Annotated in this window: 25 protein-coding genes and 1 tRNA gene; 4 read left to right on the top strand and 22 right to left on the bottom strand. The window is 61.3% G+C overall.

The genetic code is table 11. The annotated features are described in order from the left end of the window. Positions 1-36 precede the first annotated feature (36 nt). Positions 37-1,662, top strand: a complete 1,626-nt coding sequence (pgi, locus tag ACMX25_RS06310) for a glucose-6-phosphate isomerase (protein ID WP_414948659.1) — start codon at positions 37-39, stop codon at positions 1,660-1,662. Positions 1,663-1,720: 58 nt separating this feature from the next. On the opposite strand, the gene ACMX25_RS06305 is transcribed toward pgi, so the two are convergent. Further along, positions 1,721-2,422, bottom strand: a complete 702-nt coding sequence (locus tag ACMX25_RS06305) for an ABC transporter ATP-binding protein (protein ID WP_414948658.1) — start codon at positions 2,420-2,422, stop codon at positions 1,721-1,723. Between ACMX25_RS06305 and ACMX25_RS06300 the strand changes: the two genes are divergently transcribed. Together ACMX25_RS06300 and ACMX25_RS06295 are read left to right on the top strand one after the other, a co-directional pair. Beyond that, a complete protein-coding gene (locus tag ACMX25_RS06300) occupies positions 2,421-3,149 on the top strand; it encodes an arylesterase (RefSeq protein ID WP_414948657.1) in 729 nt (242 codons plus the stop codon). The two genes, ACMX25_RS06305 and ACMX25_RS06300, sit on opposite strands and share 2 nt — an antisense overlap. Positions 3,150-3,330: 181 nt before the next feature. Beyond that, a complete protein-coding gene (locus ACMX25_RS06295) occupies positions 3,331-3,672 on the top strand; it encodes a hypothetical protein (RefSeq protein WP_414948656.1) in 342 nt (113 codons plus the stop codon). A gap of 155 nt (positions 3,673-3,827) precedes the next feature. Here the strand turns inward: ACMX25_RS06295 and ACMX25_RS06290 are convergent, their stop codons facing one another. The 4 genes from ACMX25_RS06290 to ACMX25_RS06275 form a co-directional block, all read right to left on the bottom strand. Continuing rightward, the gene (locus ACMX25_RS06290) at positions 3,828-5,756 is read right to left on the bottom strand and encodes a SurA N-terminal domain-containing protein (protein WP_414948655.1); all 1,929 of its coding nucleotides are present in this window, start codon (positions 5,754-5,756) and stop codon (positions 3,828-3,830) included. Between the two features lie 90 nt (positions 5,757-5,846). Continuing rightward, positions 5,847-5,923 (bottom strand) — tRNA-Asp (locus ACMX25_RS06285). Between the two features lie 238 nt (positions 5,924-6,161). Further along, entirely contained in the window at positions 6,162-7,454 is a 1,293-nt protein-coding gene (locus tag ACMX25_RS06280; RefSeq protein ID WP_414948654.1) for an MFS transporter, read from the bottom strand. Between the two features lie 260 nt (positions 7,455-7,714). Then, a complete protein-coding gene (locus ACMX25_RS06275; protein WP_414948653.1) occupies positions 7,715-8,962 on the bottom strand; it encodes an NAD(P)/FAD-dependent oxidoreductase in 1,248 nt (415 codons plus the stop codon). Between the two features lie 177 nt (positions 8,963-9,139). Here ACMX25_RS06275 and ACMX25_RS06270 point away from each other — a divergent pair, with 177 nt between their 5' ends. Next, entirely contained in the window at positions 9,140-9,877 is a 738-nt protein-coding gene (locus ACMX25_RS06270; protein ID WP_414948652.1) for a class I SAM-dependent methyltransferase, read from the top strand. 38 nt (positions 9,878-9,915) lie between these two features. Here ACMX25_RS06270 and ACMX25_RS06265 read toward each other — a convergent pair whose 3' ends face one another. The 17 genes from ACMX25_RS06265 to ACMX25_RS06185 are packed head-to-tail and all read right to left on the bottom strand — an operon-like array spanning position 9,916 to position 26,434. Then, a complete protein-coding gene (locus ACMX25_RS06265) occupies positions 9,916-10,353 on the bottom strand; it encodes a signal peptidase (protein WP_414948651.1) in 438 nt (145 codons plus the stop codon). Between the two features lie 50 nt (positions 10,354-10,403). Then, on the bottom strand, positions 10,404-11,654 hold the full coding sequence (locus ACMX25_RS06260) for a beta-ketoacyl-[acyl-carrier-protein] synthase family protein (RefSeq protein WP_414948650.1): 1,251 nt from the start codon (positions 11,652-11,654) through the stop codon (positions 10,404-10,406). Next, positions 11,651-12,877 (bottom strand): beta-ketoacyl-ACP synthase, encoded by a 1,227-nt coding sequence (locus tag ACMX25_RS06255; protein WP_414948649.1) that lies wholly within the window; start codon positions 12,875-12,877, stop codon positions 11,651-11,653. Before ACMX25_RS06255 ends, ACMX25_RS06260 begins: the two co-directional genes overlap by 4 nt. After that, positions 12,877-13,602 carry a 3-ketoacyl-ACP reductase FabG2 gene (locus ACMX25_RS06250; protein WP_414948648.1) on the bottom strand — a complete coding sequence of 242 codons (726 nt, stop codon included), beginning with the start codon at positions 13,600-13,602 and terminating at the stop codon, positions 12,877-12,879. The genes ACMX25_RS06255 and ACMX25_RS06250 overlap by 1 nt, the downstream gene beginning before the upstream one ends. Next, a complete protein-coding gene (locus ACMX25_RS06245) occupies positions 13,599-14,090 on the bottom strand; it encodes a hotdog family protein (protein WP_414948647.1) in 492 nt (163 codons plus the stop codon). The genes ACMX25_RS06250 and ACMX25_RS06245 overlap by 4 nt, the downstream gene beginning before the upstream one ends. Positions 14,091-14,107: 17 nt before the next feature. Further along, positions 14,108-15,292, bottom strand: coding sequence for a beta-ketoacyl-[acyl-carrier-protein] synthase family protein (locus ACMX25_RS06240; protein WP_414948646.1), 1,185 nt, complete (start codon positions 15,290-15,292; stop codon positions 14,108-14,110). After that, on the bottom strand, positions 15,289-17,697 hold the full coding sequence (locus ACMX25_RS06235) for an MMPL family transporter (protein WP_414948645.1): 2,409 nt from the start codon (positions 17,695-17,697) through the stop codon (positions 15,289-15,291). The genes ACMX25_RS06240 and ACMX25_RS06235 overlap by 4 nt, the downstream gene beginning before the upstream one ends. Beyond that, positions 17,697-18,344 carry a LolA family protein gene (locus ACMX25_RS06230; RefSeq protein ID WP_414948644.1) on the bottom strand — a complete coding sequence of 216 codons (648 nt, stop codon included), beginning with the start codon at positions 18,342-18,344 and terminating at the stop codon, positions 17,697-17,699. Before ACMX25_RS06230 ends, ACMX25_RS06235 begins: the two co-directional genes overlap by 1 nt. Continuing rightward, the gene (locus tag ACMX25_RS06225) at positions 18,332-18,769 is read right to left on the bottom strand and encodes an acyl-CoA thioesterase (RefSeq protein WP_414948643.1); all 438 of its coding nucleotides are present in this window, start codon (positions 18,767-18,769) and stop codon (positions 18,332-18,334) included. The genes ACMX25_RS06230 and ACMX25_RS06225 overlap by 13 nt, the downstream gene beginning before the upstream one ends. Further along, positions 18,762-20,363 carry an HAL/PAL/TAL family ammonia-lyase gene (locus ACMX25_RS06220; RefSeq protein WP_414948642.1) on the bottom strand — a complete coding sequence of 534 codons (1,602 nt, stop codon included), beginning with the start codon at positions 20,361-20,363 and terminating at the stop codon, positions 18,762-18,764. Before ACMX25_RS06220 ends, ACMX25_RS06225 begins: the two co-directional genes overlap by 8 nt. Then, complete coding sequence (locus ACMX25_RS06215) at positions 20,350-22,083, bottom strand: glycosyltransferase family 2 protein (RefSeq protein ID WP_414948641.1); 1,734 nt, start codon at positions 22,081-22,083, stop codon at positions 20,350-20,352. The genes ACMX25_RS06220 and ACMX25_RS06215 overlap by 14 nt, the downstream gene beginning before the upstream one ends. After that, positions 22,080-23,768, bottom strand: coding sequence for an AMP-binding protein (locus ACMX25_RS06210; RefSeq protein WP_414948694.1), 1,689 nt, complete (start codon positions 23,766-23,768; stop codon positions 22,080-22,082). Before ACMX25_RS06210 ends, ACMX25_RS06215 begins: the two co-directional genes overlap by 4 nt. After that, on the bottom strand, positions 23,765-24,439 hold the full coding sequence (locus ACMX25_RS06205) for a COG4648 family protein (protein ID WP_414948640.1): 675 nt from the start codon (positions 24,437-24,439) through the stop codon (positions 23,765-23,767). The genes ACMX25_RS06210 and ACMX25_RS06205 overlap by 4 nt, the downstream gene beginning before the upstream one ends. After that, complete coding sequence (locus ACMX25_RS06200) at positions 24,439-24,690, bottom strand: acyl carrier protein (protein WP_414948639.1); 252 nt, start codon at positions 24,688-24,690, stop codon at positions 24,439-24,441. The genes ACMX25_RS06205 and ACMX25_RS06200 overlap by 1 nt, the downstream gene beginning before the upstream one ends. After that, the gene (locus ACMX25_RS06195; protein ID WP_414948638.1) at positions 24,687-24,992 is read right to left on the bottom strand and encodes a phosphopantetheine-binding protein; all 306 of its coding nucleotides are present in this window, start codon (positions 24,990-24,992) and stop codon (positions 24,687-24,689) included. The genes ACMX25_RS06200 and ACMX25_RS06195 overlap by 4 nt, the downstream gene beginning before the upstream one ends. Further along, on the bottom strand, positions 24,967-25,761 hold the full coding sequence (locus tag ACMX25_RS06190; protein ID WP_414948637.1) for a lysophospholipid acyltransferase family protein: 795 nt from the start codon (positions 25,759-25,761) through the stop codon (positions 24,967-24,969). The genes ACMX25_RS06195 and ACMX25_RS06190 overlap by 26 nt, the downstream gene beginning before the upstream one ends. Then, positions 25,745-26,434: a beta-ketoacyl synthase chain length factor gene (locus ACMX25_RS06185; protein WP_414948636.1), complete on the bottom strand. Its 690-nt coding sequence runs from the start codon at positions 26,432-26,434 to the stop codon at positions 25,745-25,747. The genes ACMX25_RS06190 and ACMX25_RS06185 overlap by 17 nt, the downstream gene beginning before the upstream one ends. Between the last annotated feature and the right edge of the window lie 295 nt (positions 26,435-26,729).

Genomic DNA, 26,729 nt, shown 5'->3' with positions numbered 1-26,729 from the left:
CAGTACCTCCCGTCACCCTCTGATAAACGGACCGTTATGACGCTCAATTCGCTCCCTGCCTGGCCGGCGCTCCAGACGCATTACGATGCCATCCGTGACGAACGCCTGCGCGACTGGTTCGCGCCGCAAAACGATACAAAGCCGTCCCGCGCCGAGCGCCTGACTTTTGACGGCGGCGGCATCTCCGTCGATTTCTCGAAGAACCGCATCACCGAAGCCACGCTCAAGCTGCTGGTCGAACTTGCGCAGCAGGCGAAGGTCGCGGAAAAGCGCGATGCCGTGTTTGCCGGCGATATTGTCAACGTCACCGAACATCGCGCGGTGCTGCATACGGCCTTGCGTTCCACCGACGACAACTCCCCGTTCCAGAAGGAAATCCGCGCTGAAAAAGCCAAGATGGCCGCGTTCGCGAACAAGGTTCGCGACGGCTCGTGGACCGGCTACACCGGCAAGCGGATTCGCCATGTCGTGAACATCGGCATTGGCGGCTCCGATCTCGGGCCGAAGATGGTGGTGCACGCGTTGCAACATCTGGCGCAGCCGGGCCTGGATACGCATTTCGTCTCGAACGTCGATGGCGCCGATATCTACAACGTGCTCAAGGGCATCGACGCTGAAGAGACGCTGGCGATTGTTGTATCGAAGACGTTCACCACGCTCGAGACCATGACCAATGCGCGGTCCATGCGCGACTGGTTTATCAAGAGCGGTTGCCCGGAAGAGGCGCTGTCGAAGCACTTCGTGGGGGTATCGGCGAATCCTGAGGAAGTGGTCAAGTTCGGCATTGCGAAGGAAAACGTCTTCGAAATGTGGGACTGGGTCGGCGGCCGCTATTCCCTATGGTCTGCTGTCGGCTTGTCGATCGTGATCTCGGTTGGACCGGAGAACTTCGAAAAGCTGCTCGCCGGCGCGCATGCCATGGACGAGCATTTCCGTACCGCGCCGTTCAATCGCAACCTGCCCGTGCTGATGGGCATGATCGGCATCTGGTACCGCGACTTCTTCAAGTCGCAAAGCGTGATGGTCGCGCCGTACTCGCAAGCCATGCGCTACTTGTCTTCGTATCTCCAGCAACTCGAGATGGAAAGCAACGGCAAGTCGGCGAGGCTCGACGGCACGATGGTCGATTACCCTACCGCCGCCGTGATCTGGGGCGAGCCCGGCACGAACGGCCAGCACGCGTTCTACCAGATGCTGCATCAGGGACCGACGTTGATCCCGATCGACTTCATCGCGGTGCTGACGCCGGAACATCCGCTCGTCGATCATCACGCCAAGTTGCTCGCGAACTGCTTCGCGCAAAGCGAAGCGCTGATGCTCGGACGCACGCTGGAAGAAGCGAAGAAGGTCGCGGGACCCGGTAAGGAAGAACTGGCTACTCACCTCAGCTTCCCCGGAAATCGCCCGACAACCACGATCATTCTCGATGCCCTCACGCCTGAGACCCTGGGCGCGGTTATCGCGTTGTACGAGCACAAGGTGCTGGTGCAAGGCGCGGTGTGGGACATCAACTCGTTCGATCAGTGGGGCGTCGAGCTGGGCAAGATCCTCGGCAAGGTGGTCGAAGCCGATATCACCAGCGACAAGGCCGATCCGGCGAAGCACGATTCGTCGACATCGGCGTTGATTGCGCGTGCGCAGGCTGCGTTGAAGGGACTGTAAAGGCTTTGGTTTGAACACCGTCTCGCGTCTTCCATTCATGAAGCCGCGAGACGGGCCGCTACACGCTCAGCCCGTTCACAAGCCGCCCCGCTTCTATGGTCACCGTCGCGTCGCATCGCTCGGCCAGTTCGGCATCGTGCGTGACGAGGATCAACGTTGCACCGTTACGCCGGTTCATCTCGAACATCAAGTCGATGATCGCGTATCCCGTTGCCGCATCAAGACTGCCGGTGGGTTCATCGGCGAACAGCACGGCCGGACGCGTGACAAACGCGCGCGCAAGCGCCACGCGTTGCTGCTCGCCACCGGATAACAGCTTGGGATAATGTGCGGTCCGCTGACCGAGGCCAACCTGTTCGAGCAGGTCCCGCGCACGCGTCGCGATCTCTTTGTGCGGCACATCGCCGCGCAATTCCAGAGGCAACATCACGTTCTCGAGAGCGGTCAGGTGCGGCATCAACTGGAACGACTGGAAGACGAATCCCACCGAGCCGCTGCGCAATGCCGCGCGTTCGTCTTCGGAAAGCTTGCTCAGGTCGCGCCCGAGCAAGCGAACCGAGCCTGCCGTCGCGCTGTCCAATCCCGCAAGCAGACCAAGCAACGTGGACTTGCCCGACCCCGATGCACCGACAATGGCGACACTGCTGCCCTTTTCGATCGACAGGTCTATCTGATCGAGGATGATCAATTCGCCCGTCGCGTCCTTCACCCGCTTGCTTAAACCCCGTACTTCTATGACCGGTTCGATATTGTTTTGCATGGAGAGACTTAAGGTGAACTGGACAACGCGCGCCACGCTGGCATGGGTTGCAGTGATCGCATGCATGAGCGGGACGCCCGCTTATGCAGCGCAAGACGCGACTGCGGTTAAGGCTGCAGCTACGGTTGGAACCACGGCTGCAACAAGCACGACGCCTACGGCAGACAAACCGGCAATCGTGGTACTCGGCGACAGCATCTCCGCAGAATATGGCCTGCCGCGCGATACAGGCTGGGTCGCGTTGCTGCGCTCAAAGCTTCCCCAGGAGCACTTCGATTATAGCGTCGCCAATTCAAGCATCAGCGGCGACACCACCAGCGGCGGCCTCGCCCGCCTGCCCGCCGCGCTCAACCGCATCAGGCCGAGCATTGTGATCGTGGAACTCGGCGCCAATGACGCGCTGCGCGGCGTCCCGCTCGCGACGACCGAGGCGAACCTGAGGAGCATCATCGAGAAATCGCAGGCCGCCAATGCGAAAGTTTTACTCGTCGGGATGTATGTTCCGCCTAACTATGGCCCCGACTATTCGCAAAAGTTTCACGGCGTGTATGAACAATTATCGAAAGAAAAACGCGTGCCGCTAGTCCCGTTCTTGCTGGCTGGTATTGAAAACAAGCCCGAGATGTTTCAGGCGGACCAGATTCATCCGACCCCTCAGGCCCAGCCTTTGCTATTGAACAACGTCTGGCCAGTTTTAAGACCTTTGCTGGGCGCGCCATCGAAATGACTGGGGGAGATAATTGATGATTGAGGCGATTCATCTCCACATCCCCGCTTGCACCCTGTCAGCGCGTCGTCTGGTTGGCTTTTAGCCATGCGCGGAATACGGCCACGATTCAGTACTCAAGATTTTCGCGTAACCCTGAAAAACCCCGGCTCCGTTTGTGAGCGCATTGAAAGGAGGTAACGTGAAATATTTACCAATTCTCGCTTTGACCGTCGCGATCTCGGCTTGCGCCGCTCCTATGTCACCTGGCGTCAGCCAGGTTGGAACGAGTCAGCAACCGCCGAAGGCCGTCGCACAATGTATCGCGCAGAAATGGGCCGATAAATCACAGCAGCAAGTAGTGTCGCAAGACACGCTCGCGAACGACATGGCTGCCGATGTCTACGTTCCGGGTCAGCAACCGCCCGATGGAGCCAAGGCGATCGTACGTCCCAACTATTCGGGTCCGGGCACATGGGTCGGTTTCCGCGCTGCGGGCTCGGCCGGCAGCGATGCCACCGGCGACATCCAGGCATGCCTCTGACCTTCGTGAAGGTCCTGTAACGACTTTATCGGGCGAGTCTTCCTCACGCACTTCCGATATGAAAAAGCCCCGCTGGTTTGCGCCAGCGGGGCTTTTTATCGTGCGGGTCAAACTTAGCGACTCAGGCTAAGACTCAGCGTCTCAGCCCACGAAGATCATTGCGACTGATCAGCCGTGGTGGGCACGTTCGTGATCTTCACCTTCGAGCGCGCTCTCAATGAATCGAGGTACGACTCCATCTCGGCTTGCGCGTAGACCTGAGCGACTTGCTGCTGCGCGCCGGTCAGGCGGTCTGCGGTGACCGGATCAGGTTTCTCGATACCGTCCACGCGATAGATCGCGTATCCGTCCGTGCCAAGGTCGACACCAACATACGACGGCAACTTCGACGAATCGGCCTTGAAGATGGCGGCGAGCGCGGCGCGCGGCAGGCCCTGCGCGTCGTTACGCGATACCTTCGATATCGACGAAAAACCTGCCGTCGAGTTCGACTTCTGCAACTCGGCCAGCTTGGCTATGCCATCTTTGCGCGCAGCTTGGGCCGCTTCTTCCGCGATGACCTTTGTACGCACTGCGTCCTTGATGGTGTCCAGTGCGGGCACGGCCGCCGCTTTATAGTCCGTCACACGGCCGGCGATCATCGTGCTGTTGCCGATGTCGATAGCCTGGGTGTTGTTGTGCTGCTTCACGGCGTCCGGCGCGAAAATGGCCGCGAGGAACTTGGGATTGTTCAGCGGGCTGTCAGCCGGCAGCTTCGGATCAGGCTTCGATCCAACCGTTGCCGTCTGGATTTGGAGCTTGTATTTGTCGGCGGCGGGTTGCAGCGACTTCGACTGTTCGTACACCGTCGAGGTGAAGCCTTCCGCGTCGTCAGCGAGGTTCTTCGCCGCTTGCTGCGCGATGACTTCCTTCGTGATCTGCTCCTTCACTTCGTCGAACGGCTGCGTGACGGACGGCTTCACGTCGGTCGCCTCAAGAATGTGATAACCGAAATCCGTCTGCACGATGCCGCTGGTTTCGCCCTTCTTCAGGCCGAACGCGGCGTCATCAAATGCCTTGCCGCCCGCGATCATGCCGCGGCTGAAATACCCCAGGTCGCCGCCCTTTGACGCAGACCCTGGATCCTGGGAATTCTTCTCTGCAATCTGGGCGAACTGATCCGGATGCGCCTTGACCTGCGCGAGCAGCGTGTCGGCTTGTTGCTTGGCCTTCGCTTTGTCTGCCGCGCTTGCGTCTTTCGGCGCATTGATCAGGATGTGGCTCACACGCACTTGCGCCTGCGTCTTGAAGCGCGCGATGTTGTCGTCGTAGTACTTCTTGAGATCCGCGTCAGACGGCTTGACCGCTGCCGACAACGTAGCCGGCGACAGCACCAGATACTGGATGGTCGCGGACTCGGGCGTAGCGAACTCGGCACTGTGCGCGTCGTAATATGACTTTACTTGTGCGTCGCTGGGCTGGATCTTCGCGGTGTAATCGACGGTACGGAACGCGAGACCTTGAACGTCGCGGCGTTGCTCGGCGATCTCGGTCAGCGTTTGGGCCAGCGTCTTCGACGTGAATGCGGTGGACTGTATACTCGCCGGAATCTGATCCGCAGCGAGACCGTAACGCACGCGCTCGTCGTACTGCTCAGGCGTCATGCCTTGCATCGCGAGCAATTGCTTGTACTGGTCCACGTCGATGGAACCATCCGGCTTGCGCAACGAAGCGATGGTCGGATCGGCCAGCAACGCGCGGCGTACGGCTGCGTCGGACGCGGTCAGGTGGAGGCGCTGGGTTTCGTCGGCGAGCACGCGCTGTTGCACGAGGCTGTCGATCAGCGAGGCGCGCATTTCCGGCGTTTCGAACATCTTCGGGTCGAACTGGGCGCCGAGCATTTGCCGCGCGCGATCGACTTGCTGGCGCATCGCGCCGTCGTACTCGACACGCGTGATCTTGTGGCCGTTGACGCTGGCGACGTTCGCGTTTTCGTCGAAGAAACTGCTGAAACCCTGGATACCCACAATTCCCAATCCTGGCACGACGATCAGGATCAACAGGGCCATCATCAGGCGTTGGTGATTACGGAAAAAGTCGAGCATGCGTGACGATTCTGCCTAATACGAAACGCCCGATGTTACAGCAGCGGGCAATAAAAAAGGCGAACCGGAGTTCGCCCTTCTCGAGAATGCTGGCGGAGTGGACGGGACTCGAACCCGCGACCCCCGGCGTGACAGGCCGGTATTCTAACCAACTGAACTACCACTCCTTTTGTACATCTTCTGCAACGATCGAGACGCGAGCAGTGCAGCCGCTTATTCCACCAATTGTTTCAATCATTTGCACGAAACTGGCGGTTATGTGCCGACTAAATACGGGTCAACACAACGGGAAAGCGGCGCGCCGGAAGGTTTGATCAACATCCTGCCAGCCTTGCTCCACAACCGTTTGCTCGATCGGGGACGAAGTATACAACGAAAAGTCAGACGATGCGGAATTTTATCACGCTACCGTCCCCCTACTCCCTGCGACGCGGCTACATCGATTGGCTGCTCGCCTGGAATCCGCAGCGGCTCGATCTTGCCCACGATCACGAGATAACTGAACGCGCCAAGGAAACAGAAACCGCCCGCAACAATCAACGGAATGGTGAACGAGCCTTTAGTGAGTGCAAGCATCAGGCCGGTGAACGTGGTGATCACAATGCCCGCGAGGTTCGACGCGAAGTTCTGGATGCCGCTGATCGATGCCACGTAATCCGGGGTCGGCGCCACATCGCCGGGAAGCGACCAGATGCTGGCAGCCGCGAACGCGAGGCTGCCATACGCGACTCCAAACGATGCCAGCATCACATAGATGCTGGTGGTGAACGCCGACAGCGTGATGATCGACGAAAGCAGCATGCCGCCGACCATGCAGGTCTTACGCGACTTCGTCAGGCTCCAGCCGCGCTTATAGAGCGCATCCGAAACGATGCCGCCCAGCCAGCCGCCGGGTATTGAAATGAGCGCGGGAATCATGCCGAGCGTGCCGAGCGACTTGAGCGAAAAACCGCGCGTCTGCACGAGATAACTCGGGAACCACGTGATGAAAAAATAGATCACGAAGTTCAGGCAGAAGAAGCCGAGCATCATGCCCCACAGCGTGCGATGCCTGAAAAGCGAGGCCCACGTGATGTTCCGGTCACCCGTTTTGTCGCGCGGCGCAGGCGTTACATTTTCTTCGCCGGTCAGATCGCCGCGCGACGGATTGCGGTAGATCACGAACCAGCCCAACACCCACAGCAGGCCCACGGCGCCGGTTGCGACGAACGATGCTTCCCAGCCAAAGCCGCTGATGATCAGCGCGACGATCGGGATGGAAAGTGCGGAGCCGACTCGCGAGCCGCTATCGAAGATGCTTGTCGCGAACGCGCGTTGCGCCGGCTTGAACCATTGCGCGACGAGCTTCGCACACGCCGGATAAGCGCCCGCTTCGCCCACGCCGAGCATCAGGCGGCAGCCGAACATGCCCGCCACGCTCGAGGTTGCGGCGGTGAGTGCGGTGAATATGGACCACCATCCGACTGCAAGCGGCAATGCGATGCGCGCGCCGACTTTATCGACGAACCAGCCGAACGGCATTTGCATCAGCGCGTAGGTCCAGAAGAAGCCGCTCATTACAAGGCCCATTTGCGCGGGACCGATGTTGAGCGCCTTCTGTATCTGAGGGGCTGCAACGGCCAAGTTCGCACGATCGACGTAATTGATCGCGATTGCCAGGAAACATAGAAATATGACCATCCACCGCATCTTGCGCATGCTTTGTCTCCTCCGGTACGGCTCGTTTTTTTATCTACGATGCTCGGGTTCAGCGATGCTGCGAGCGAGCGCAGGATCGGCCCGGCGTGCATGATGCGTGATGGGTGCGTGCTCGCCGGGGCGTTACATGCTACTCGCTAAATGCGGGTGTCTGCACAGGCGGAGTCGCGGGTCAGGGTGTTCCCTGAGCCATAGCTTAATGCTTACAACAAGAAAGCTTTTGCGCGTTTGGTCCCGACTCCAACACGGTCCATGCTCCCTCAAGAACTCTTGCATATCTCGTGAAGCGCATTGAGCCTGCGTACTGGATCGGCTACGTACGGATTCGATTCATCCCACGCATAGCCCGCCAGCACCGCGCTGATAAAACGCTGGATATGCGGCGTTTTATGCGGATAAAAAATGATGTCCTGCAGCTCACCCGTGTACCACCGTTCGACAAATGCGCGGAAGGTATCAATCCCTTTTCGCAGCGGCGCGTCGTACTCTGCCTGCCAGTCGGGAGTTTCGCCATTGAACTGCCGCTCCAGCGTTTGCACCGCCAGATGCGCGGAGCGAAGAGCGATCGTCACGCCCGATGAAAACACAGGATCGAGGAACTCTCCCGCGTTACCGAGCAGCGCGTAACCCGGACCATGCAGCCACTCGACGTTCGCTGAATAACCGCCGATATGCCGCACCGGCATCAGGAACGGCGCCTCGGCGATGAGCGCGTTAAGTGTCGGCTCCTGCTGGATCAGCGCGCGCAGCTTTGCATCGCGTTCGTTCTCGGGACAGTCCAGGAAACTCGCCTCGGCTACGCACCCGACCGACGAGCGGCCGCCTGCGAGCGGAATCATCCAGAACCAGACATCGCGATGCTCCGGATGCGTTGCGACGCAGATCTTGTTCCGGTCCGTAACGCCAACCGGGATGCCGTCGCGCACATGCGTAAAGATGGCCGCACGCGTGGGCATCCGCGTGGGCGCTTCGAGGTTCAGGAGACGCGGCAATACACGGCCGAAGCCGCTGGCATCGAGTACGAAACGGGCGTTCACCTGGTATGCAATGCCCGCTTCATCGATCACGTCCAGCACCGGCGCAGTGCCGGTTTGCATCGCTTGCACGGTGTGGCCGAAACGCACTTCGGCGCCCTGCTTCGCGGCGCACTGGATCAGCAGGTCGTCGAATACCGCGCGTTCAACCTGGTACGTCGTGCCCCATCCGGGCGTGTGTTTATCGCGGAAGTCGAAGGAGAACGACTGGTCGCGATGAATAAAATGCGCGCCGTTCTTGTACTGGAACCCGGCCTCGACAACCGCCCGCAGCATGCCGGCCGCTTCAAGGTAAGCCATGCTTTGCGGCAACAGGCTTTCACCGATAGAAAAGCGCGGAAAATGCTGGCGCTCAAGCACGAGCACCGAACGGCCCGCTTTTCGCAACAGCGCGGCCGCGACTGCCCCCGAGGGCCCCGCGCCGATGATGGCGACATCGACAGTCGTGTCTTGCTTCGAAGAATCAGTACTCAAGGGTGCCTCGCTTAAAGACATGAAGCTGTGTGCGTAATCTCGTGGGTCGATCATTGTGTGGATCATGTGTTCGGATCAACTTTCAAGCTCTTGCTTCTATGCGTGCCATGCTTGCCAGTACAATGACGTGCGCCCTGTTTGCATCCTTTCGCATCCTTTGTTGCCGGAGAGAAAATCGTGTCGTCATCCGAAATATCCAGCGTTGCCTTCGTGCCGGAGACGGCCTTCGGATTGTGGTTTCTTCGCACCGCCACGTGGGAACATCACGTGCTGCGCGTAGCCATCAACGACCTCAGGCGCCTGGCCGATTTCTCCCTGCCCGCGGCGCCTGTGATCGTCGATGTGGGATGCGGGCAAGGTCAATCGTTCCGGCTGCTCGGCAACGCGTTCAGGCCCGGCCGGATCATAGGAGTGGATTTCCATGAGCCTTCGCTTGCCGAAGCCCGCAGCGCAGCGCGGGCTTGCTCGCGAGAAGACGGCTGGGCGATGCAGATCGAGTTGCTGCATGGTGACTGCGCACGCCTGCCCTTGCCCGACGCAAGCGCTGACATCGTGTTCTGCCATCAGACCTTTCATCATCTCGTCGATCAAGGCCGCTCCCTCGCTGAATTTCGCCGCGTGTTGAAACCCGGCGGGGTCTTGCTGTTCGCCGAATCCACCGACGCGTATATCAAGTCGTGGGTGATCCGTCTGCTGTTCCGTCATCCCATGCACGTGCAAAAAAGCGCCGACGGTTACCTCGATATGATCCGCAACGCTGGCTTTGCATTCGGTCCACAAAACGTTTCCATGCCTTACTTGTGGTGGAGTCGTGCAGCGGACTTCGGACTTCTTGAACGGCTTGGATTGCATCGGCCGCTGCCGGGCAAGCGTCGTGAAACGCTGGTCAATGTGGCTGCGATCAAGGCCGATTGAATCGGCCCTCAAGCTGCGCTATCCCACGGTATTCGACGTTATTGCCCGTCAAGCACAACAAGATCGCCACGCACTCGCAAGGTCGCCGCGCTGGGGCTCACGCCACATGTGAACTCCGTAGCCGACGACGATTCAGTGCTATGAAAACTCGTCCCCACATTGATAACGGCGTTCGCGTGACGATCCCGGGCAGTCGCTCGTAGCTTCTCCAGCGCAGCGGCGAGCGCACGGTTGCATGCCGCATCCTGGCCATTAGTCTCACGCGCGATACGCACCGACTCAGTGGTTCGCCCAAGCTGACTCTGCACGGCAGGATGATCCTGAGAGCCGAAATACAACGCGACCTGCGCGCCCGGCGCGGACTGAGTTGATTGTGCAACCACCGGCGCAAGCGGCAACGACTTCACCTGTGTTGCACATCCCGACAGCGTCGCTACGACCACCATCAGCCCTCCAAACGCAAACTTGCTCTTCATCGTGTTTCCCCGGTTAGTTTTTGTTACGGTCATTGTTTCAGCGGACCTTTTCAAGCGCCCTTCCACGCATCGAAGATGAGACTCGCGCAACTGCCGCCGAAGCCGAATGAAATCGACATCGCGGTGTCTATCTTCATCGGCCGCGACGTGCGCACGAGCGGCATGCCGTTCACGCGAGCATCGAGCATTTCTATCGGTCCCGTTCCGGCGACAAAACCATCGCGCATCATCAGCATGGCGTAGATTGCCTCGTGCACGCCACAGGCTCCAAGCGGATGCCCGGACAATCCTTTCGTCGATGAAAACAACGGGATGTCGTCGCCAAATACATCGCACAACGCATGCAGTTCTTCGACATCGCCAAGCGGTGTGGAGGGTGCGTGCGTGTTGATATACGACGGACGTGTACCCGCTTCATCGAGTGCACTTCTCATGGCGCGCGCGATGCCCGGCGCGTGCGGACTCACCATGCCCGCACTATCCGTGCAATGGCCGAAGCCTGTCAGCTCGGCATGAATACGTGCGCCTCGAGACAACGCATGGTCCAGCGACTCAAGCACCAGCACGCCACCGCCGGATGCAATCACGAAACCATCGCGCGTGCTGTCATAGGGACGCGAGGCATGTTCCGGTGCGTCGTTAAAACGCCTCGACAATGCGCCCATTGAGTCGAACATCAGCGTCATGTTGTCGTGCAGACCTTCGCTGCCGCCCGCGAGTACGATCTGCTGGCGGCCGGTCTGGATCAGTTGCATTGCCTGGCCGATCGCAAGGACTGACGTGGTGCAGGCCGACGACGGCGAATAGGTCATGCCCTCCAGCCCGAACACCTGAGCCACGTTCGCCGACGTGGTGCTGCCCATCACCTGCGGGACCGTATACGGCGGCACCTTTTCGATACCGCGCGCGTGCGCAATTGCCATCGCTGCGTCGTACGCTGCGATGGTTCCGGTGCCCGAGCCGATCACCGCGCCGGCGTTCGGCGAACGCAGCAAGGAGGGATCGAGGTTGGCATCGTGTACTGCTTTGCGCGCCGCATGACACGCAAAACGCGCCGTGTCACCCATGAAGCGTTCGAGCTTGCGATCGAATGGCGGCTCGCCTGCTATCGCCGCTACGCCGGCCACCTGACTTGCGAGACCGCGTTCACGCCATGCATCGACGCGCGTAATACCGCTTCGGCCCGCGTGCAGCGCAGCGGAAACTTCATCGAGCGTATTACCTAGGCACGACACGATGCCCATGCCCGTCACGACTACGCGTGACAAGCCACGGGACGTCGATGAATGACTCCCGCTCATGGCACGCGCCTGAAAATCAACGACGTATTGATACCGCCGAATGCGAAGTTGTTACTCATGACGTAGTCGGCATCAATGGTGCGCCCGCTATCCACGATGTAGTCCAACTGCGCACAAGCCGGATCGACTTGCGTCAGGTTGAGCGTGGGCGCATACCAGTTGCGCTTCATCATCTCGATGGTCCACCACGCCTCCAATGCGCCGCACGCACCCAGCGTGTGGCCCACGTAACTCTTCAGCGAACTGATTGGCACACGCTCACCGAAGGTCTGCGCCGTTGCGTGGCTTTCGGCTACATCGCCGCGATCTGTCGACGTGCCATGCGCGTTGACGTAAGCAATGGCTTCAGCCGGAAGCCGTGCATCGCGCAGCGCGAGCTGCATGGCGAAGGCCATGGTGTCGGCCGATGGCTGCGTCATGTGCGCGCCGTCCGAGTTGCAGCCAAAGCCTGCTATCTCCGCATGAATCCGCGCCCCGCGTGCAAGCGCGTGTTCATATTCTTCAAGCACCAGGGTCGCTGCGCCTTCACCGACCACGAGACCGTCGCGGGCGACATCAAAGGGACGCGGCGTGAGATGCGGTTCGTCGTTGCGCGTGCTCGTCGCATAAAGCGTGTCGAACACTGCGACGGCCGGCCCCGACAATTCTTCCGCGCCACCGGCGAGCATCAGCGTCTGCTTACCCGCCGCGATCATCTCGTACGCGTAACCAATCGCCTGGCTGCCAGACGCGCACGCGCAGGACGTTGGCACAATGCGGCCCTTCAGGTCCCAGAACAGGCTCACGTTGACGGCCGTGGTGTGCGGCATCATCTGCACGTAGCTGTTCGAGGTCACGTCGCTCATCGAACCGGTTTCGATCATCTTGCCGAATGCACGAATCGGCTGGACCGATCCAGACGACGAACCGTAGGCCACGCCCATGCGGCCGTCCCTGATCGTGAGGTCATCGGCGAGACCTGCATCGGTGAGCGCCAATTCGCTTGCACGCACCGAATAGAGGGACACAGGTCCCATCGAACGGGTTTTCTTGCGCGGGTAATGAGCCGGCGTGGTGAAGCCGGGCAACGGGCACGCGAGCCGCGTATGCAGCAACTCGAAGTAGTCCCATTCGGGCATTCGGCGCACGGCATTTCGACCGCTTCTCAAGTTCGCTTCGATCTCGTCCCAGGCGTTGCCGAACGCCGTGACGCCAGCCATGCCGGTTATGACTACGCGCTTCATCAGATCATCCCGCCATTGACACCGATCACCTGCCGCGTGATGTACGAGGCCGCGTCCGACATCAGGAAACTCACCACGGATGCAACTTCGGCTGGTTGCCCGACGCGGTTCATCGGCACCGTCTTCAGTGCTTGCTCGAGCGGCACGCCATCGAGCATGCCGGTATCGATCAAGCCGGGCGCCACGCAATTGACAGTGATGTTGCGCGTCGCAAGTTCGACGGCGAGCGCCTTCGTGGCGCCGATCAGTCCGGCCTTCGCCGCGCTGTAGTTGACCTGGCCACGGTTACCCATCACACCCGAGACCGAGGCGATCGTCACGATACGACCGCCCTGCTTCGCGCGCACGAGCGGCATGGTCAATGGATGCACGACGTTATAAAACGAGTCGAGACCGGTTTCGATCACGATGTCCCAGTCCTCTTCGGTGAGCGCCGGGAACGCCGCGTCACGCGTCACGCCCGCGCTACATACGATGCCGTAATACGCGCCATGACTCGCCACATCGGCCTCCAGCACTTCGCGGCATGCGGCGCGGTCGCGGACATCGAATTGCAACACTCGCGCCGTGCCGCCCTGCGCGGCAATACCGGTCGCGACCGCTTCCGCTTCAGTGCGGCCGCTGCGGCAATGCACGGAGACTGTGAAGCCGTCTGCCGCGAGTTGATACGCTATTGCGCGGCCGATGCCACGGCTTGCGCCCGTTACAAGGACACGCCGGCTCATGATCCGAAACTCCCAACAATAAACGACTGAAAGTCAGCCGGTTGATACACCTTGATGACTGCCTCGGCGCAGCACACCGGGCTGTGCTTCCGGTCGAGCTTCTGGTCGTAATGGATCGAGCATTCGTACGCGCCGTGGCCTTCTTCACCACGCAGCAGTTCTTTTGCTTCGATGCGCAAGCGCGCGCCGCGAGCGAATACGGGCACATGTGCCTCGTATCGGCGCGATCCGAGCAGGACGCCGGGACGTGCCCGGCCGCCTGCGCGCATCGCGAGTATGGCTACGTGCGCGGCAATGGCCTGCGCCATCAGTTCGATCCCGATCCACGCCGGCACCGAACCGTCTTCGTCGGCGTACCAGGCATCTGCTCTCACGCTTGCATAAGCTGTCACGGTTTCGTCCGTGCAGGCGCTGACCGCGTCGAGCAGCAACATCGTGCCCCGGTGCGGCAAGATGGTTTCAATGGAGCCAAAGCTGTCGTTATTCATAGAGGTCGTCACGGTCATCATCGACCGAGTATCAGGCTGACGTTGCTGCCGCCAAATGCAAACGAATTGCTCATCACGTACTGCGCGCCCGCCGTGCGGGGCAGATAACGCTCGCTCTCGACGAGGTCAAGCGGCGGCAGCGCCGGGTCGGCCTCGCCGTCCCACAGATGACGCGGCAAAGCGACATCGTCGTGTGCAAGCGTGAGCCAAGCCAAGCCCAGTTCCGTCGCGCCCGCGGCGCCCAGTTGATGCCCGGTCAGCGGTTTGGTGCCGCTCGCCGCAACGCCTGCGCGGAACACCCGCGCCATCAGATGCGCTTCCATGTCGTCGTTCTTGCGCGTCGCGGTCGCATGGAGATTTACATAGCCGATATCAGCCGGCACAAGACCGGCATCCGCCAATGCGGCGCGCAATGCGATCTCACCGCCCGCGCCGTGTGGATCAGGTGCGGAAATGTGATGCGCATCACTCGATTCACCCGCCCCCGCGAGTACGACTGCGCCCTCGTCGCGGCTCATCAGGAACACGGCGGCACCCTCGCCCACGTTGATCCCGTTGCGATTGCGGCTCATGGGATTGGAGCGGACCGAACTGGTCGATTCGAGCGACGCGAAGCCTTGCACGGTCAGTTCGCATAACGAATCGACACCGCCGACTACAACTGCATCGCACAAGTGCAACTGGAGCAAGCGACGCGCGGAAACGAACGCCTTCGCGCTCGACGTGCACGCGGTCGAGATCGTGAACGCCGGGCCGTGAATGTCCAGCGCTGCTGCGGCGAACGGCGCCACCGTGCCAATTTCAACTTGCCGATAGTCGAAGCTCACCGGCAATTTTCCGGCTTGTGCCTGATACACGAACGCAGCCTCGGCCGCCTCGATACCCGATGTGCTCGTGCCAAGCACCACACCAATCCGATGCGCGCCGTAACGCTCCCGAGCGGCTTCTACCGCCGGCGCGATCTGCGCGAGCGCAGCGAGCAGCAGCCGATTATTGCGGCAGTCGTAACGCGCGAGTGAGTCCGGAGGCGCGAGAGTAAGCGGTGCGATCACGCTGCCGGCAAACGTATCGCCAATGCCGGTATGGATCGTTCGCATGCCCGGCGCAATGCCGGCTGCGAGCGCCGGCACGATCGTGTCAATGGTGTCGCCCAGCGCATTGATCATCCCCAGCGCATGCAGATAAACCCGTGGCCCGTTCATGCGGCCCCCCTTCGTTCAGATGGCATGCCTATCGGCGCAAGCAGCACCGATACCGCGATACCAAGTGCAAGCGTCGCGCCGAAACTCCGCAACGCGGGCATCGCGCTCATGGCGAGCAGGCCGAACGAAAGCAGGGTTGTTGCCGCCGACAGCAGCACGCCTGTCCACACCGCGCCAAGATTGGCATCCGGGCGCGCGGCGCCCTCGCGCAGGAACACGGCATAGTTTGCGCCTACCCCGAGCACGAGCATTAACGCGAGCCAGTTAAACAGATTCAGCGGCACGCCTGCATAGCCGAATACGGCGAGCGTCACCCCAACCGCGAGCAAGACGGGCAGCGTGACGACAACGCCGCCGAGCGGCCGGTAGCGCACCATCATCAGCAAGAGGACGCTTAGCAACGCGCCTGCCAGCCAGATGCCGCTATCGACACGATAAGCGCCGAACAGCGCCGACACGCTCGCGGCTTTATCGACGAACAAGACGCCCGGTAATGTGTGTGCCGTGGAGATCAGCACAGGCTCGTTCGCAGGCGTCACGCCCTGCGGAATCACGACGGCGGCATAACCGCCCGACGTCGATGCCGGATCGACTCTGCCGAGCCACAAGTGACGGAATGGCTGCGACCACGGCGCTGCAAGCCAGCTGTCGATGGTCAGCACCGCGTGGTCCGACTTCGCGTAGGCCGCAAGCCATGCGTCAGCGACTTCATCGCGGAAACCCGCTTGAACGAGCGTCGCGCGTAACGCGGACGGATCGTTGAACACGCGTTGGCTGAGCAGCGTATGGTCTTCGTCCTGCCGCTTCGCCGACGGGACGAATGATGTTATCGATTGCCAACTGCTCAGCTTGGCCGCGCCCGTCAAGCCGTCGAGTTTCGCGCCCAGCGCTTCAGCACGCTCCAGCACGACCTCAGATGTCGCGCCGCGCACGACGAAAAACTGTGAGCTGTTATCGAAACCGACCGCGTCGCGCACCTTCTGTTCCTGCGCCATGAGCACAGGATCGCGCTGGATCAACACGTGGATGTCGTCGTCGCTCGTGAGTCGAAGCCAGCCGGGCACGGAAACAATCAACAGGAGAGCCGCCACGCCCCATGCCCGCCGGCCGCCGATCACTAGGCGCCATCCGTCAAGCAGACGCGCCGCCCCGGCGAATACGCGCTGCGGACTGCGCTTGGGCGCACGGACCAGTAATGCTGGCAACAGCCACAGCACTGATGCGAAAGCGGTACAGATACCCACAATCGCGAAACACGCGATCTGCTTGAGCGCAGGGAACGGCACCCACGTGAGGATGGCGTAACCCAGCAAGCTTGTTGTCAGCGCGACCATCAGTGCCGGCCGCACGGCGCGCACGCCGCGCTGCGCATCCCATTCACGCCCCGCACCTAGATAGACGACGAAGTACTGAATCGAATAGTCGACAGCTTCGCCGATCAAACTCGCGCCGAACACGAGCGTCAGCAGATGCAGCTTGCCAAATATCAACATGGTGGCGGCAAGCGCGCAGACAATGCCGAGCGCCGTCGAAACAAAGCCGAGCAGGATCAGTCGCGGTGAACGGAACACCCACAACATGAGCAACGCGATCCCGCAGAGCGACGCGATACCGATCAAATGCACTTCGCGCTCCGAAGCAGCGCGTGCCGCTTCCGCGTAAAAGACAGCGCCGGTGCGGGCTAAAGTGACATCGGGGAAACTTTGCTTTAGGGTTCCTTCGCCGCGAGCTACAGCATCATGGACCGCATGCTGGATCTTCGATTCGTAAGCCGAACCAGGCAACGTCGCCATCACAAGAACACTGGTCGCATTACCTCGATGCGCCACGAGCAAACCGTCTTCAACCTCCAGGTTCGACGTCGCCAGCGGCAAGCCCGCAAGCCAATGTTCCAGCCAGCCGAACGGATCGTCGGCGAGTTGAGTGGCGAGGCCACTGCGCAGCGGACTATAGAGGCGTCGCGCGAGTGTGTCGTGTAACGAGAGCGTGCCGTCTGCGAGCGCGACGCGATCAGCCGACGCAAGCAAGCCGAATCGATACGGCATGTACAGCCCGGCAATTTTCGATATATCGAATGGCGGCAGCTCCGCTGTCACCGAGCCGAACGCTCCGCTTGCCGACAACATCGCTCCAAGCTGTTTCGCCGCGGCTTTGGCGTGCGCTGCGTCGTTGCTGGTGACGAGGAACACCGTCCGATCACCCAACGCGGTCGCCAGGGTATCGACGGCTTTCTCAGCGACCGGATCCGCTTCGGTTGCGGGTAACAATGCAAGCAGGTTCGTCTGCAGCGGCGACGGCCCGGCAAATCGCAACACGCAATAAAGCGTAGCGGCGAGCGCAAGCAAAAGCCAACCAACGCGCATGCCCCATGCCGGTTTAGCGACCCGTGATTGAGGCACCTGCATTACGGCGCTCCGAACAGCGTGCGATCGGCTGGCGGCAACTCCGTCACCGCCGCGCTGTTCGCAAAGTCGATGCGTGTCACATCGCCATTCGCGAGCGTAATGCGCAGCGCCTGCAAGTAGTCGCCGCCGCTCATCTCCAGGCCCTTGATCGATTGGGCAAGTTGCGGTTGATTCGGCGTCAGTTGCATACGCCATTGCGCCGGTGTGCCGTCCGCGTGCACGTCGAATTGTGCGTAGAGCGCAGAGAGATCGCCACCCAGCATCGCGCGCATCATCCGAGAAACCTGCGCCACGCCACGCACGCCGTTGCCGCTGTTTGTGTTCGTGCGCTGGCCATTGGCATTGACTTCACTTACGCCAGAATCCGTGATGACGTAGGTCGCTCTGTACGGTGTATCGATCTGCCAGATCACACCGCGTTCACGAAAGAAAACCAGCGAGCCCGTGCTGACGAGCGGCTGTTTCATCGCGGCAAGCGTTTGGGTTTGCGTGAACTGCGCGCGCACGCCCTTCGCTTGAGCGAGATGCCCTGCTATCTGCGAAACGAGGCCGGTGTCGCTTGCGGATGCTGGCTGCGCCGCGAACACGGGCGATGCCAGGGCAATGAGCCCAGCCGCCACGACACTGCGCAAACTCAACGTGCCCATGCGCGCTCCAGCTTCTCGAATACCACGGGCGGCGACACGAACTGCAGTTCCTGCGTCGCAGCCTCGATAGCAACCTGGATCGTATAGCCCTTCGTCAACCGCTCGCCTGAAGCGGCATCGACGATCTCGTAGCCAATTTTCAGGCGGTTTTCATATTCCAGCAATTGCGCGCGTACCTCGACCCGCTGACCGTAGATGGCCGGACGCACGTACTTGAGATGCACTTCAACGATGGGCCAGAGATACCCCGACGCCTGCATCTCGCGATAGTCGTAGTCGAACAAACGCAGCAATGCGGCCCGGCCGATCTCGAAGTATTTCAGGTAGTGGCCATGCCAGCAGACATTCATGGCATCGACGTCGTGGAACGGTATCTCAACGCCCGCGCTCGCCGTCAGGATCCTGGGGGTCGCAGCTTCACTCATGCTGATCCTCTCCACCGTAGCCCCCGACCAGATCGCACGCCGCGATCCGCGCAGTCAATGCGCGCAGGTCGCTTTCGAGCGCGCGGTCTTCATCGACGAACGGCGATTCAGCCGTCACGCTCTCCATGAATGCAAGCAACGGCGGGGGAACGGGTGTCGTATTGTTGACGAGCAGACGCAAGCGCGCAGCCTGCACGGTCGCAAGCGTATGGGCCGCTGCGACTTGCTCCGTCAACTCCAGTATCCGCAGGCAATCGCGTGCGGCGATCGTGCCCATGCTCACCTTGTCCTGGTTATGCGCTTCGGTCGAACGCGAGAACACGCTCGCGGGCATGGTCAGCTTGAGCGCTTCCGCAGTCCACGCCGACGACGATATCTGCACCGCCTTGAAACCGTGATTGATCGACGCGCGCTCAGGTGCTGCGCCCGACAGGCTGCGCGGCAGGCCGTTGTTGAATTTATCGTCGACGAGCAGCGCCAGTTGGCGATCCATCAGGTCGGCAAGATTCGCGACCGCCACTTTCAGCGCATCCATCGCGAACGCAATATGGCCGCCGTAGAAGTTGCCGCCATGCAGAACGCGTTCGCCATCGGCATCGATCAGCGGGTTGTCGTTGGCGCTGTTCAGCTCGTTCTCGACATCGCGACGCACCCATGTCAGCGCATCGCGTGCCACGCCAATGACGTGCGGTGCACAGCGGATGGAATAGCGATCCTGCAGGCGATGCCCCGGCGTGTCCTCACGGCCCGCGAGATCCTCGCGGATCCATGCGGCGGCTTCCGCCTGCCCTGCGTGTGGTTTGACTTCGAATAGCATCGGGTCGAAGTGCGCGGCGCGGCCGTCGAGCGCGACGGTGGACAACGCGGTCAGGCGTGCGGCGAGCCGCGTCAGATGACCGGCTCGGGCGAACGCAAGGCACGCGAGGCCCGTCATGACCGCCGTGCCGTTCATCAACGCAAGCCCTTCTTTCGGGGCGAGCGTGAGCGGTGCGTGACCAAGCTTGGCCCAGACGCTGCGGGCATCGCATAACTCGTCGCGGAACCGCACGTCGCGCTCGCCAACCAGCGCGGCCGCCACGTAGGACAGCGGTGTCAAGTCACCGCTCGCCCCCACCGATCCCTCCGACGGAATCCTTGGCAGCACGCGATGATTGATCAGGTCTGCGAGCCTTTCAAGCAGGACGTGCCGTACTCCCGAGAACCCGTATGCCAGCGAATTGAGGCGCGCGGCGATGACGGCGAGCGTCTGCGCGTCGTCGAGATGCTGGCCCATGCCGCAGCCGTGATAACGCAGCAATTGCAGGGGCAGGACTTCGACCAGTTCCATGGGGACATCGACCACGCAAGAGTCGCCGTAACCGGTGTTGACGCCATAGACGGTTGCGCCCTCGGCCAGATGACGGCGCAAGAAATCGGCGCCGCGGTCAATACGTGCGCGCCACGCCGCATCGGCGCTCAGCGCGACAGGCGTTCGCTGATTCGCAATCGATACAACCTCTTCAATCGTCAGCCGCCTGCCGCCGATGACAACCGGTTCTTCGGTGGGGATGATAGTTAGCTTGCCTATCTTTCCGCTCGGATCATGTTCGGCCATTCGCGCCTCCAGTGCCATTACCGTTGCCATTGGGACGCGCCCAGAAATCGAAAAAATTGAACCATTGATAAGGCGCCTTGCGACAATAGTGTTCGAGGCGCGATGCATAACGCTGTGCCCACGCCGCGAGATGCTGCGCACGTTCGCGGCGCGGCAACTCGATGCGCTCTGCGAACGGCTCGAAATAGAGCTTGTATCCCTGCTCTTCCTTCAGGCAGAAAAACAGGTACACGGGGCAACCGAGTGCATGGGCCAACACATACGGACCTTGCGCGAAAGGCGCCGTCGAGCCAAGAAACTGCGCCTCGGTCGTGCGGCCGGAATCATGCGCGGGCACGCGGTCGCCCACGATCACCAGCAGCTCGCCTGCTTCCACCCGATCCTGCATCATCATCGCCGTCTCGGGGCCGAAGTCGCTGACCTCGACCAGTCGTTGCGCGAAGTTGCTATTCGCCGATGCCAGCACGCTGTTGAAACGGCGCGCGTGCTCCGTATAGACAACGGCGGTGATCTTCGCATGCGCGCCGCGCGAGGCAAGCGCCCGGGTCATTTCGAGGTTGCCGAGATGCGCGCCGATTACCAGTGCGCCACGGCCGCTGGCGCTCAGCGCTTCGAACGCGGCGGGGTCGTCAAACTTGATGTCATCCATGTTGACGCGACCCGACCACGCAGCGAGCTTGTCGAAGCCGGATCGCGCGAAGGCCAGCATATGTTTATATGCGGACCACCATCCTGGCCGTGGCGTTCCATCTTGCGGCGCGGCTTGTTGAAGGTGCGTGAAGTAGCTGCGCGATGCAGTACGTGCGCGGCCACCGGTCAACAAGAAATAAGCGACGATCGGATGCAGCCACAACGCGGTAAAGCGCGTGCCGAAGAGACGGCAGCTGAGCGCGAGCAAGGACATGCCGAGATGGCTGCCGCGTTCCGCGAGTTGCCACCAGTGCTGCTCGTTTTCCTTCGAAGACGCCGCCGATGCGCGCGGTATCAATTTATGCCCAAGCAGCATGGGCAGCCGCAGCAGCATGCCCACGACGAGCCGCGTATGAGTGCGGCTGATGCGAACGTTGTCCCATAGCACGTCGAAGTGTGAAACACCGTCGCTTGCATAGGTGACGCGCGTCGGGATCGAACGAAATGCTGTCCGGCGCCAGTACAGCCGCACCAGTATCTCGATGTCGAAATCCATTCGCGTCGGCAACTTCACGTGATCGATCAACTCGCACACCACGTCGAGCGGATACAGGCGAAAACCGCACATCGAGTCGCGGATCGTGAACGAGAGCGTTTCGATCCAGACCCATACATGCGTCAGGTAACGCCCGTAGAGACGCGACTTCGGTACGGAGTCGTCGTAGACAGGGCGGCCGAGAATCACAGCACGAGGTTCCGCGCGCGCGGCTTCGATGAAGCGCGGTACATCGGCGCTGTCATGCTGTCCGTCCGCGTCGATCTGCAAGCCATGCGTGAAGCCCGCCTTCCGCGCTGCCCGCAAGCCCGCCATCACGGCTGCGCCCTTGCCGCCGTTCTCGGGCAAACGAATCAGCGTGAGCGTGTCCGCGTATTGTTGCTGAAGCGCAGCGAGCACATTCTGGGTAGCCTGGTCGCTGCCGTCATCGACGATAAAAAGCGGCAACCCATGCATGCTGAGATTCGCGACGGTCGCGCTGATCGCGTCCTTGTGGTTGTAGATCGGGATGATGATGCACGACACAACGCTCATGCCGCCCCCCGATAAACGATGACACCCGACGTGCAATCCCGTGCACCCAGCCGATACGCAAACTGCACACGCCGGCGCACCGCGTCATGCGTCAATGTGAGATCGAGCAGCGCGCCCGGTGGCACCGGCGCCTTGAATTTCAACTGCTCGATCGATGCCAGCATGCGTACGCCCGGCACTTGCTCGGCCGCCAATCGCATCGCCCAGTCGATCTGTACAACGCCCGGCAGGATCGGCAAACCGGGGAAGTGGCCGGCAAAATGCACGAGTGTAGCCGGCACGCGAAGTTCGTAATGCAACGCGGTGTCGCTGCGTGCTTCGGAAAGCACTTCCACACCGTCCGCGCGTGCATCGAACGCTGCGGCAACGGCCGCCGCCGGCAACTTGCCTCGGGCATCGAATGGAAGCGCGAACCGGAAGCGCCAGAAACGCGGCAGCACGACGATATCGAAATATGCCGCAAGGTGGCGGCGCAGGATCTTGGCGAGCGCCACGCGGCCTCGTTCGAGAAGTGCTTCGCTACCCGCTTCGGTGAGCGCGACAACTGCGCCAACACGCTCGCGCGATATCCCTTCAAGTGACACGACCGCCGCCTGCGCCACATACGGATGCAGCCCGAGGCGGGCTTCAAGTTCGGGCAGCGACACGCGCTTGCCATCGAGCTTGATCACGCGGTCCAAGCGGCCCTGCAGGCGAAAGCGCCCGTCCTCGTCGAACGCGATGATGTCGTCGGTGCGATGCCAGTCGTCGTGGCCCAGATGCGGTGAACGGAGATTAAGCGCACCGTCGTCACCGCGATTGATCTCGACACCATTCAACGCTTGCCACGCGTCCGTCTGATCCTGCCGGCGCCATGCAATACCGCCCGTCTCCGTGCTGCCGTAGATCTCGACCGGCGCCGCGTGGAAGGCCGCGGCATAGGTGGTCGCTGCGTCTGCCGCAAGCGGACCGCCCGATGAAAAAAACACACGCGGTGCGGGACTCAGGCTTGCGAAACCATCGAGTTCAGGCCAGCGCGACAGTTGCGCCGGCGTGGACACCACGACCGATGACCCGGGCCCGCATTGCGTCATTCGCGCCTGCAGATGTTGCGGTTCGATGCTGAGCGCGCGGTCAAATGCGCGGCCGGCCGCGAGAGGCCAGAACACGCGGAACAACAGCCCGTAGATATGATGATGCGGAACACTGCCGAGCACGGTTGCGTCGCCGACAAGCGTGCCCCACTGCGCCTCGAGCGTATGAACTTCAGCGTTGAATTGCGCGAGTGTCTTGGCGATAGGCTTCGGGGTGCCGCTGCTGCCGGAGGTGTACAGCGTGAGCGGCGCGTGCGGGTCGATCGATACCGAGAATCCAACGTGATCTGGTTGTGAAACCAGCGCAGGAATGTCCGCATCGGTTAGAACAGCGTCGTAGGCATTCGAGAGATCGGCCAGATAACCAGGCGCCGCATGCGCTGGAATAACCGGTTCCTTGGCCGACGCAAATAACGCAAACAGCGCGCAGGCGAAGTTGAACGGATCGTCGATACACAATGCATAACGTCGTGCCGGCTGTTCGCTTAAACGCGCGGCGATAGCTCGCACTCGTGCAAGGAACGTGGCGAAATCGAGTACGTCGGCGCGATCGCGGCAAACCGGCGTGCCGGCATCGCGACTGGCCGACAACAGATCGTGCAACGCGATCATGCCGCCTCCGAGCGCGCGGCTCTCGGCAGCACGGCCACGTAGCGCCATGCGATCTCACCAACCAGCAGCACGCCTATCAGGACATACGCGATCGCGCCGTTGTACAGCGACCAGGCAGCACGCGCCCATAACAACGCCGTATAGGCGGAAAATGCACCGTTCAGCGTGAAGAACACGCACCACATTTGCGTGACGTGGCGCGTGTAACGCACCGCATGCGCGCCAAGCTGGCGATTGCCCATGCGCGCGAATTTTTCGATCATCGATGGTCCGCGCGCAAGCGTCGCGCCGAACGCGACCAGCAGTCCGAGGTTCACAAACGAGGGATACAGATGCAACAGCAATTCACTGCCGGACACTACGATCGCAGCCGATGCGCAGCTTAGAAGGCCCGCTACGCACCAGTCGGTGGCGGTAAGCTGGCGCAGCGACGTCGCGAACGTACCCGTGCCGGCCCAGCGCTGCAGCCATAGCAGAGCGAACAACGCGGCGCCAATGTATCGCGGCTCGTCCCAGCGCCAGGCACACAGGATCATCAACGGGTACGCGACCTTCAGTGCAACTTGCAGAACCGCTCGCAGCCAGCCGCGGGGCCTGGCTTTCGAGTCAGAGCCGTCAGCTTCGGGCGCCACGGCGCCCTGCCCGACGGAACGTGAATGCTCCGCTTGCATCACCCCTGTTCCGCCAGCAACGATTCCACCGCACCGATCACATCGCCGACCGTGCGTACCGACTTGAACTCTTCCGGCTTGATGCGCCGCCCGGTCATTTCCTGCAGCTTGATAGCGAGATCGACAGCGTCGATGCTATCGAGGTCGAGGTCCTCGTACAGATGCGCTTCTGGCGTCACGCGATCGGGCTCGATCGCGAAGTTCTCTTTGAAGATGGCGCGGATGCGCTCAAGGATCTCTGTCTCGGTCACGATTTACTCCCCTTTTCCCCGATGTCGTTCGTAGCGCTCAGCCCGCCTCGCTGGCTGTCGACCAGCGCGGCGAGTGTGCTGATCGAACGGAAGTGCTCTCGCGTGCGTTCGTCGTTCGCCGCAATCGTCAATTGATAGTGTTTGCGCAGCACGATGCCGATCTCGAGTGCATCGATCGAATCGAGCCCGATGCCATCGGTTTCGAACAGCGGCGCATCGTCGTCGATGTCGGCAGGCGTCAGGTCTTCCAGATCGAGTGCATCGATCAGAAGCTGCTTAATTTCCAGTTTCAAAGAATCCATAGTCGAACAGCCGCTGGTTAATGTGCGCCTCAATGGCGCTGGTCAAAGTACGCGCGGCAAGGGCCGGAGAAAAATCATGCGCCACGGGCCGGTCGGCCGCGACGCGCTCGAGCACGCTCACGCGGATGCGGAACGCCCGCGACGGCACGTCATACCAGCGCATCTGTTTGGTAAAGGCCGGCGGGTCGCAATCCATCAGCACGGGCAAGATCGGCGTGCCGGCCTTGAGGGCGATGTGCGCAAAACCGCGCGAGAATGCGTGCAACCGGTTCGGCGCGGGACTACGCGTGCCTTCCGGAAAAATGATCATGGTATAGCCCGCCGCGATCTGGCGGGCGCTGGCTTCAACGAGTTCGACCGGGTCGACGTTGCTCACGTATTCGGCCGCCCGCACGATACCCCAGAAGCAGGGATTACCCCAGTGCGCGTTCTTGACGACGCAACACGCGGAAGGCGTGAGCGCGAGCAGCACCACCACGTCGAGGTAGGTTGGATGATTGGCAACCACGATCACGGGGCCGGCGTCGCGCAACGCGGCAGCCCCAGAGACTTCCAGTTCCATTACGCCGACCCACTGCAAGAAGGCCAGTAACGCCCGGAAGAACCAGTGAATGATGGTCGTCACTACCCGCTGACGCGACGCGCGATGCGGCCACAGCCACGCGAGCGGAAACACGAGCACCGAGAACAGCAGTCCGCAGACGCCGAACACGACGAAACTCATGCCCGTGGCGACCAGCCGCCACCCGTGGTTAAGCCGCGCCATCATGCCAGCTCCAATGCCAGGTAGTGCCGGCGTGTTGCCATGTGGCGGGCGCTTTTGTGTCGAGACAGCGCTGGACCGCTTCGCTCTGCGTAAGGAAAGAGTCAGGCACGTCCGACAGGCTTCCCGCATCCGATAGTGTGCATGCGAGCAGTCCTGCCGCGCGGGTGTCGAGCAGGATCGCGAGCGCACCGCCTTGCACCTCGTCTTCAATCGTGCCGTAGTAGGTGGCATCGGCCGGCTCGTCCGCATAGACCAGCAGCACGGGCGACGACGGGTCCGCTTCGAACTGCGCATGCGCTTCGAGTAATGCAAACCCAAGGGTTTGCGCTCCGGCGGAAATTGCGCTGGCGGGCGAACGATCGCCACGGGCGATGCCGAATATGCCGGTCATTGCATTGAGGACGGACAGGTTGAAAGCGGTCGGCGACACCGGTTCGCCCGTGCTGATGGCGCGCAGGATGTCTGTCGTGCGCCGCAGTTCACCATGCCGCGATGCGAACACCACGCGCACGCGCTCCCGCTCGGCCACGCAGTCATGCGCGACCTTGAGGGCGCTTCGGGACAGGCTGCTCAGACGACGGCGGACGATCGGCTCGATGAAGCTGATATCGGCGGTCGCCGCGGCTGCAGTGGCGGACCATCTGGCAACGGGCATGGTCCAGCGCAGATCGTGCATACGATGTTTACGATTTGAAAGGCACCAGCACTTCACCAGGATCCGCCTGTGCGGGCAGCACATGAATGAGGCCACTCCGTCCGGACGATATTCAACCGGCGCTCAGCGGAAAACTGGATATACCGATGTCTGTACTGACTTAACGGCAGTTTGTGCCGATTGTTTAATGCCATATTGGGGTACATGAGGCGGGTAAGTGATTATCCAGGCTTGCATCGGCTCCGCGTCGAGGGGCGAATCATACTGAAAATTGCTTGTTAAATCAGCCCGAAAACCAGTTGGGGTCTGCATCAGT

The sequence above is a fragment of the Caballeronia eucalypticola genome (assembly GCF_047608185.1).
Taxonomy (GTDB): Bacteria; Pseudomonadota; Gammaproteobacteria; order Burkholderiales; family Burkholderiaceae; genus Caballeronia.
Note: the sequence above shows the minus strand (reverse complement) of the source record. Positions and strands in the feature narration are given on the sequence as shown.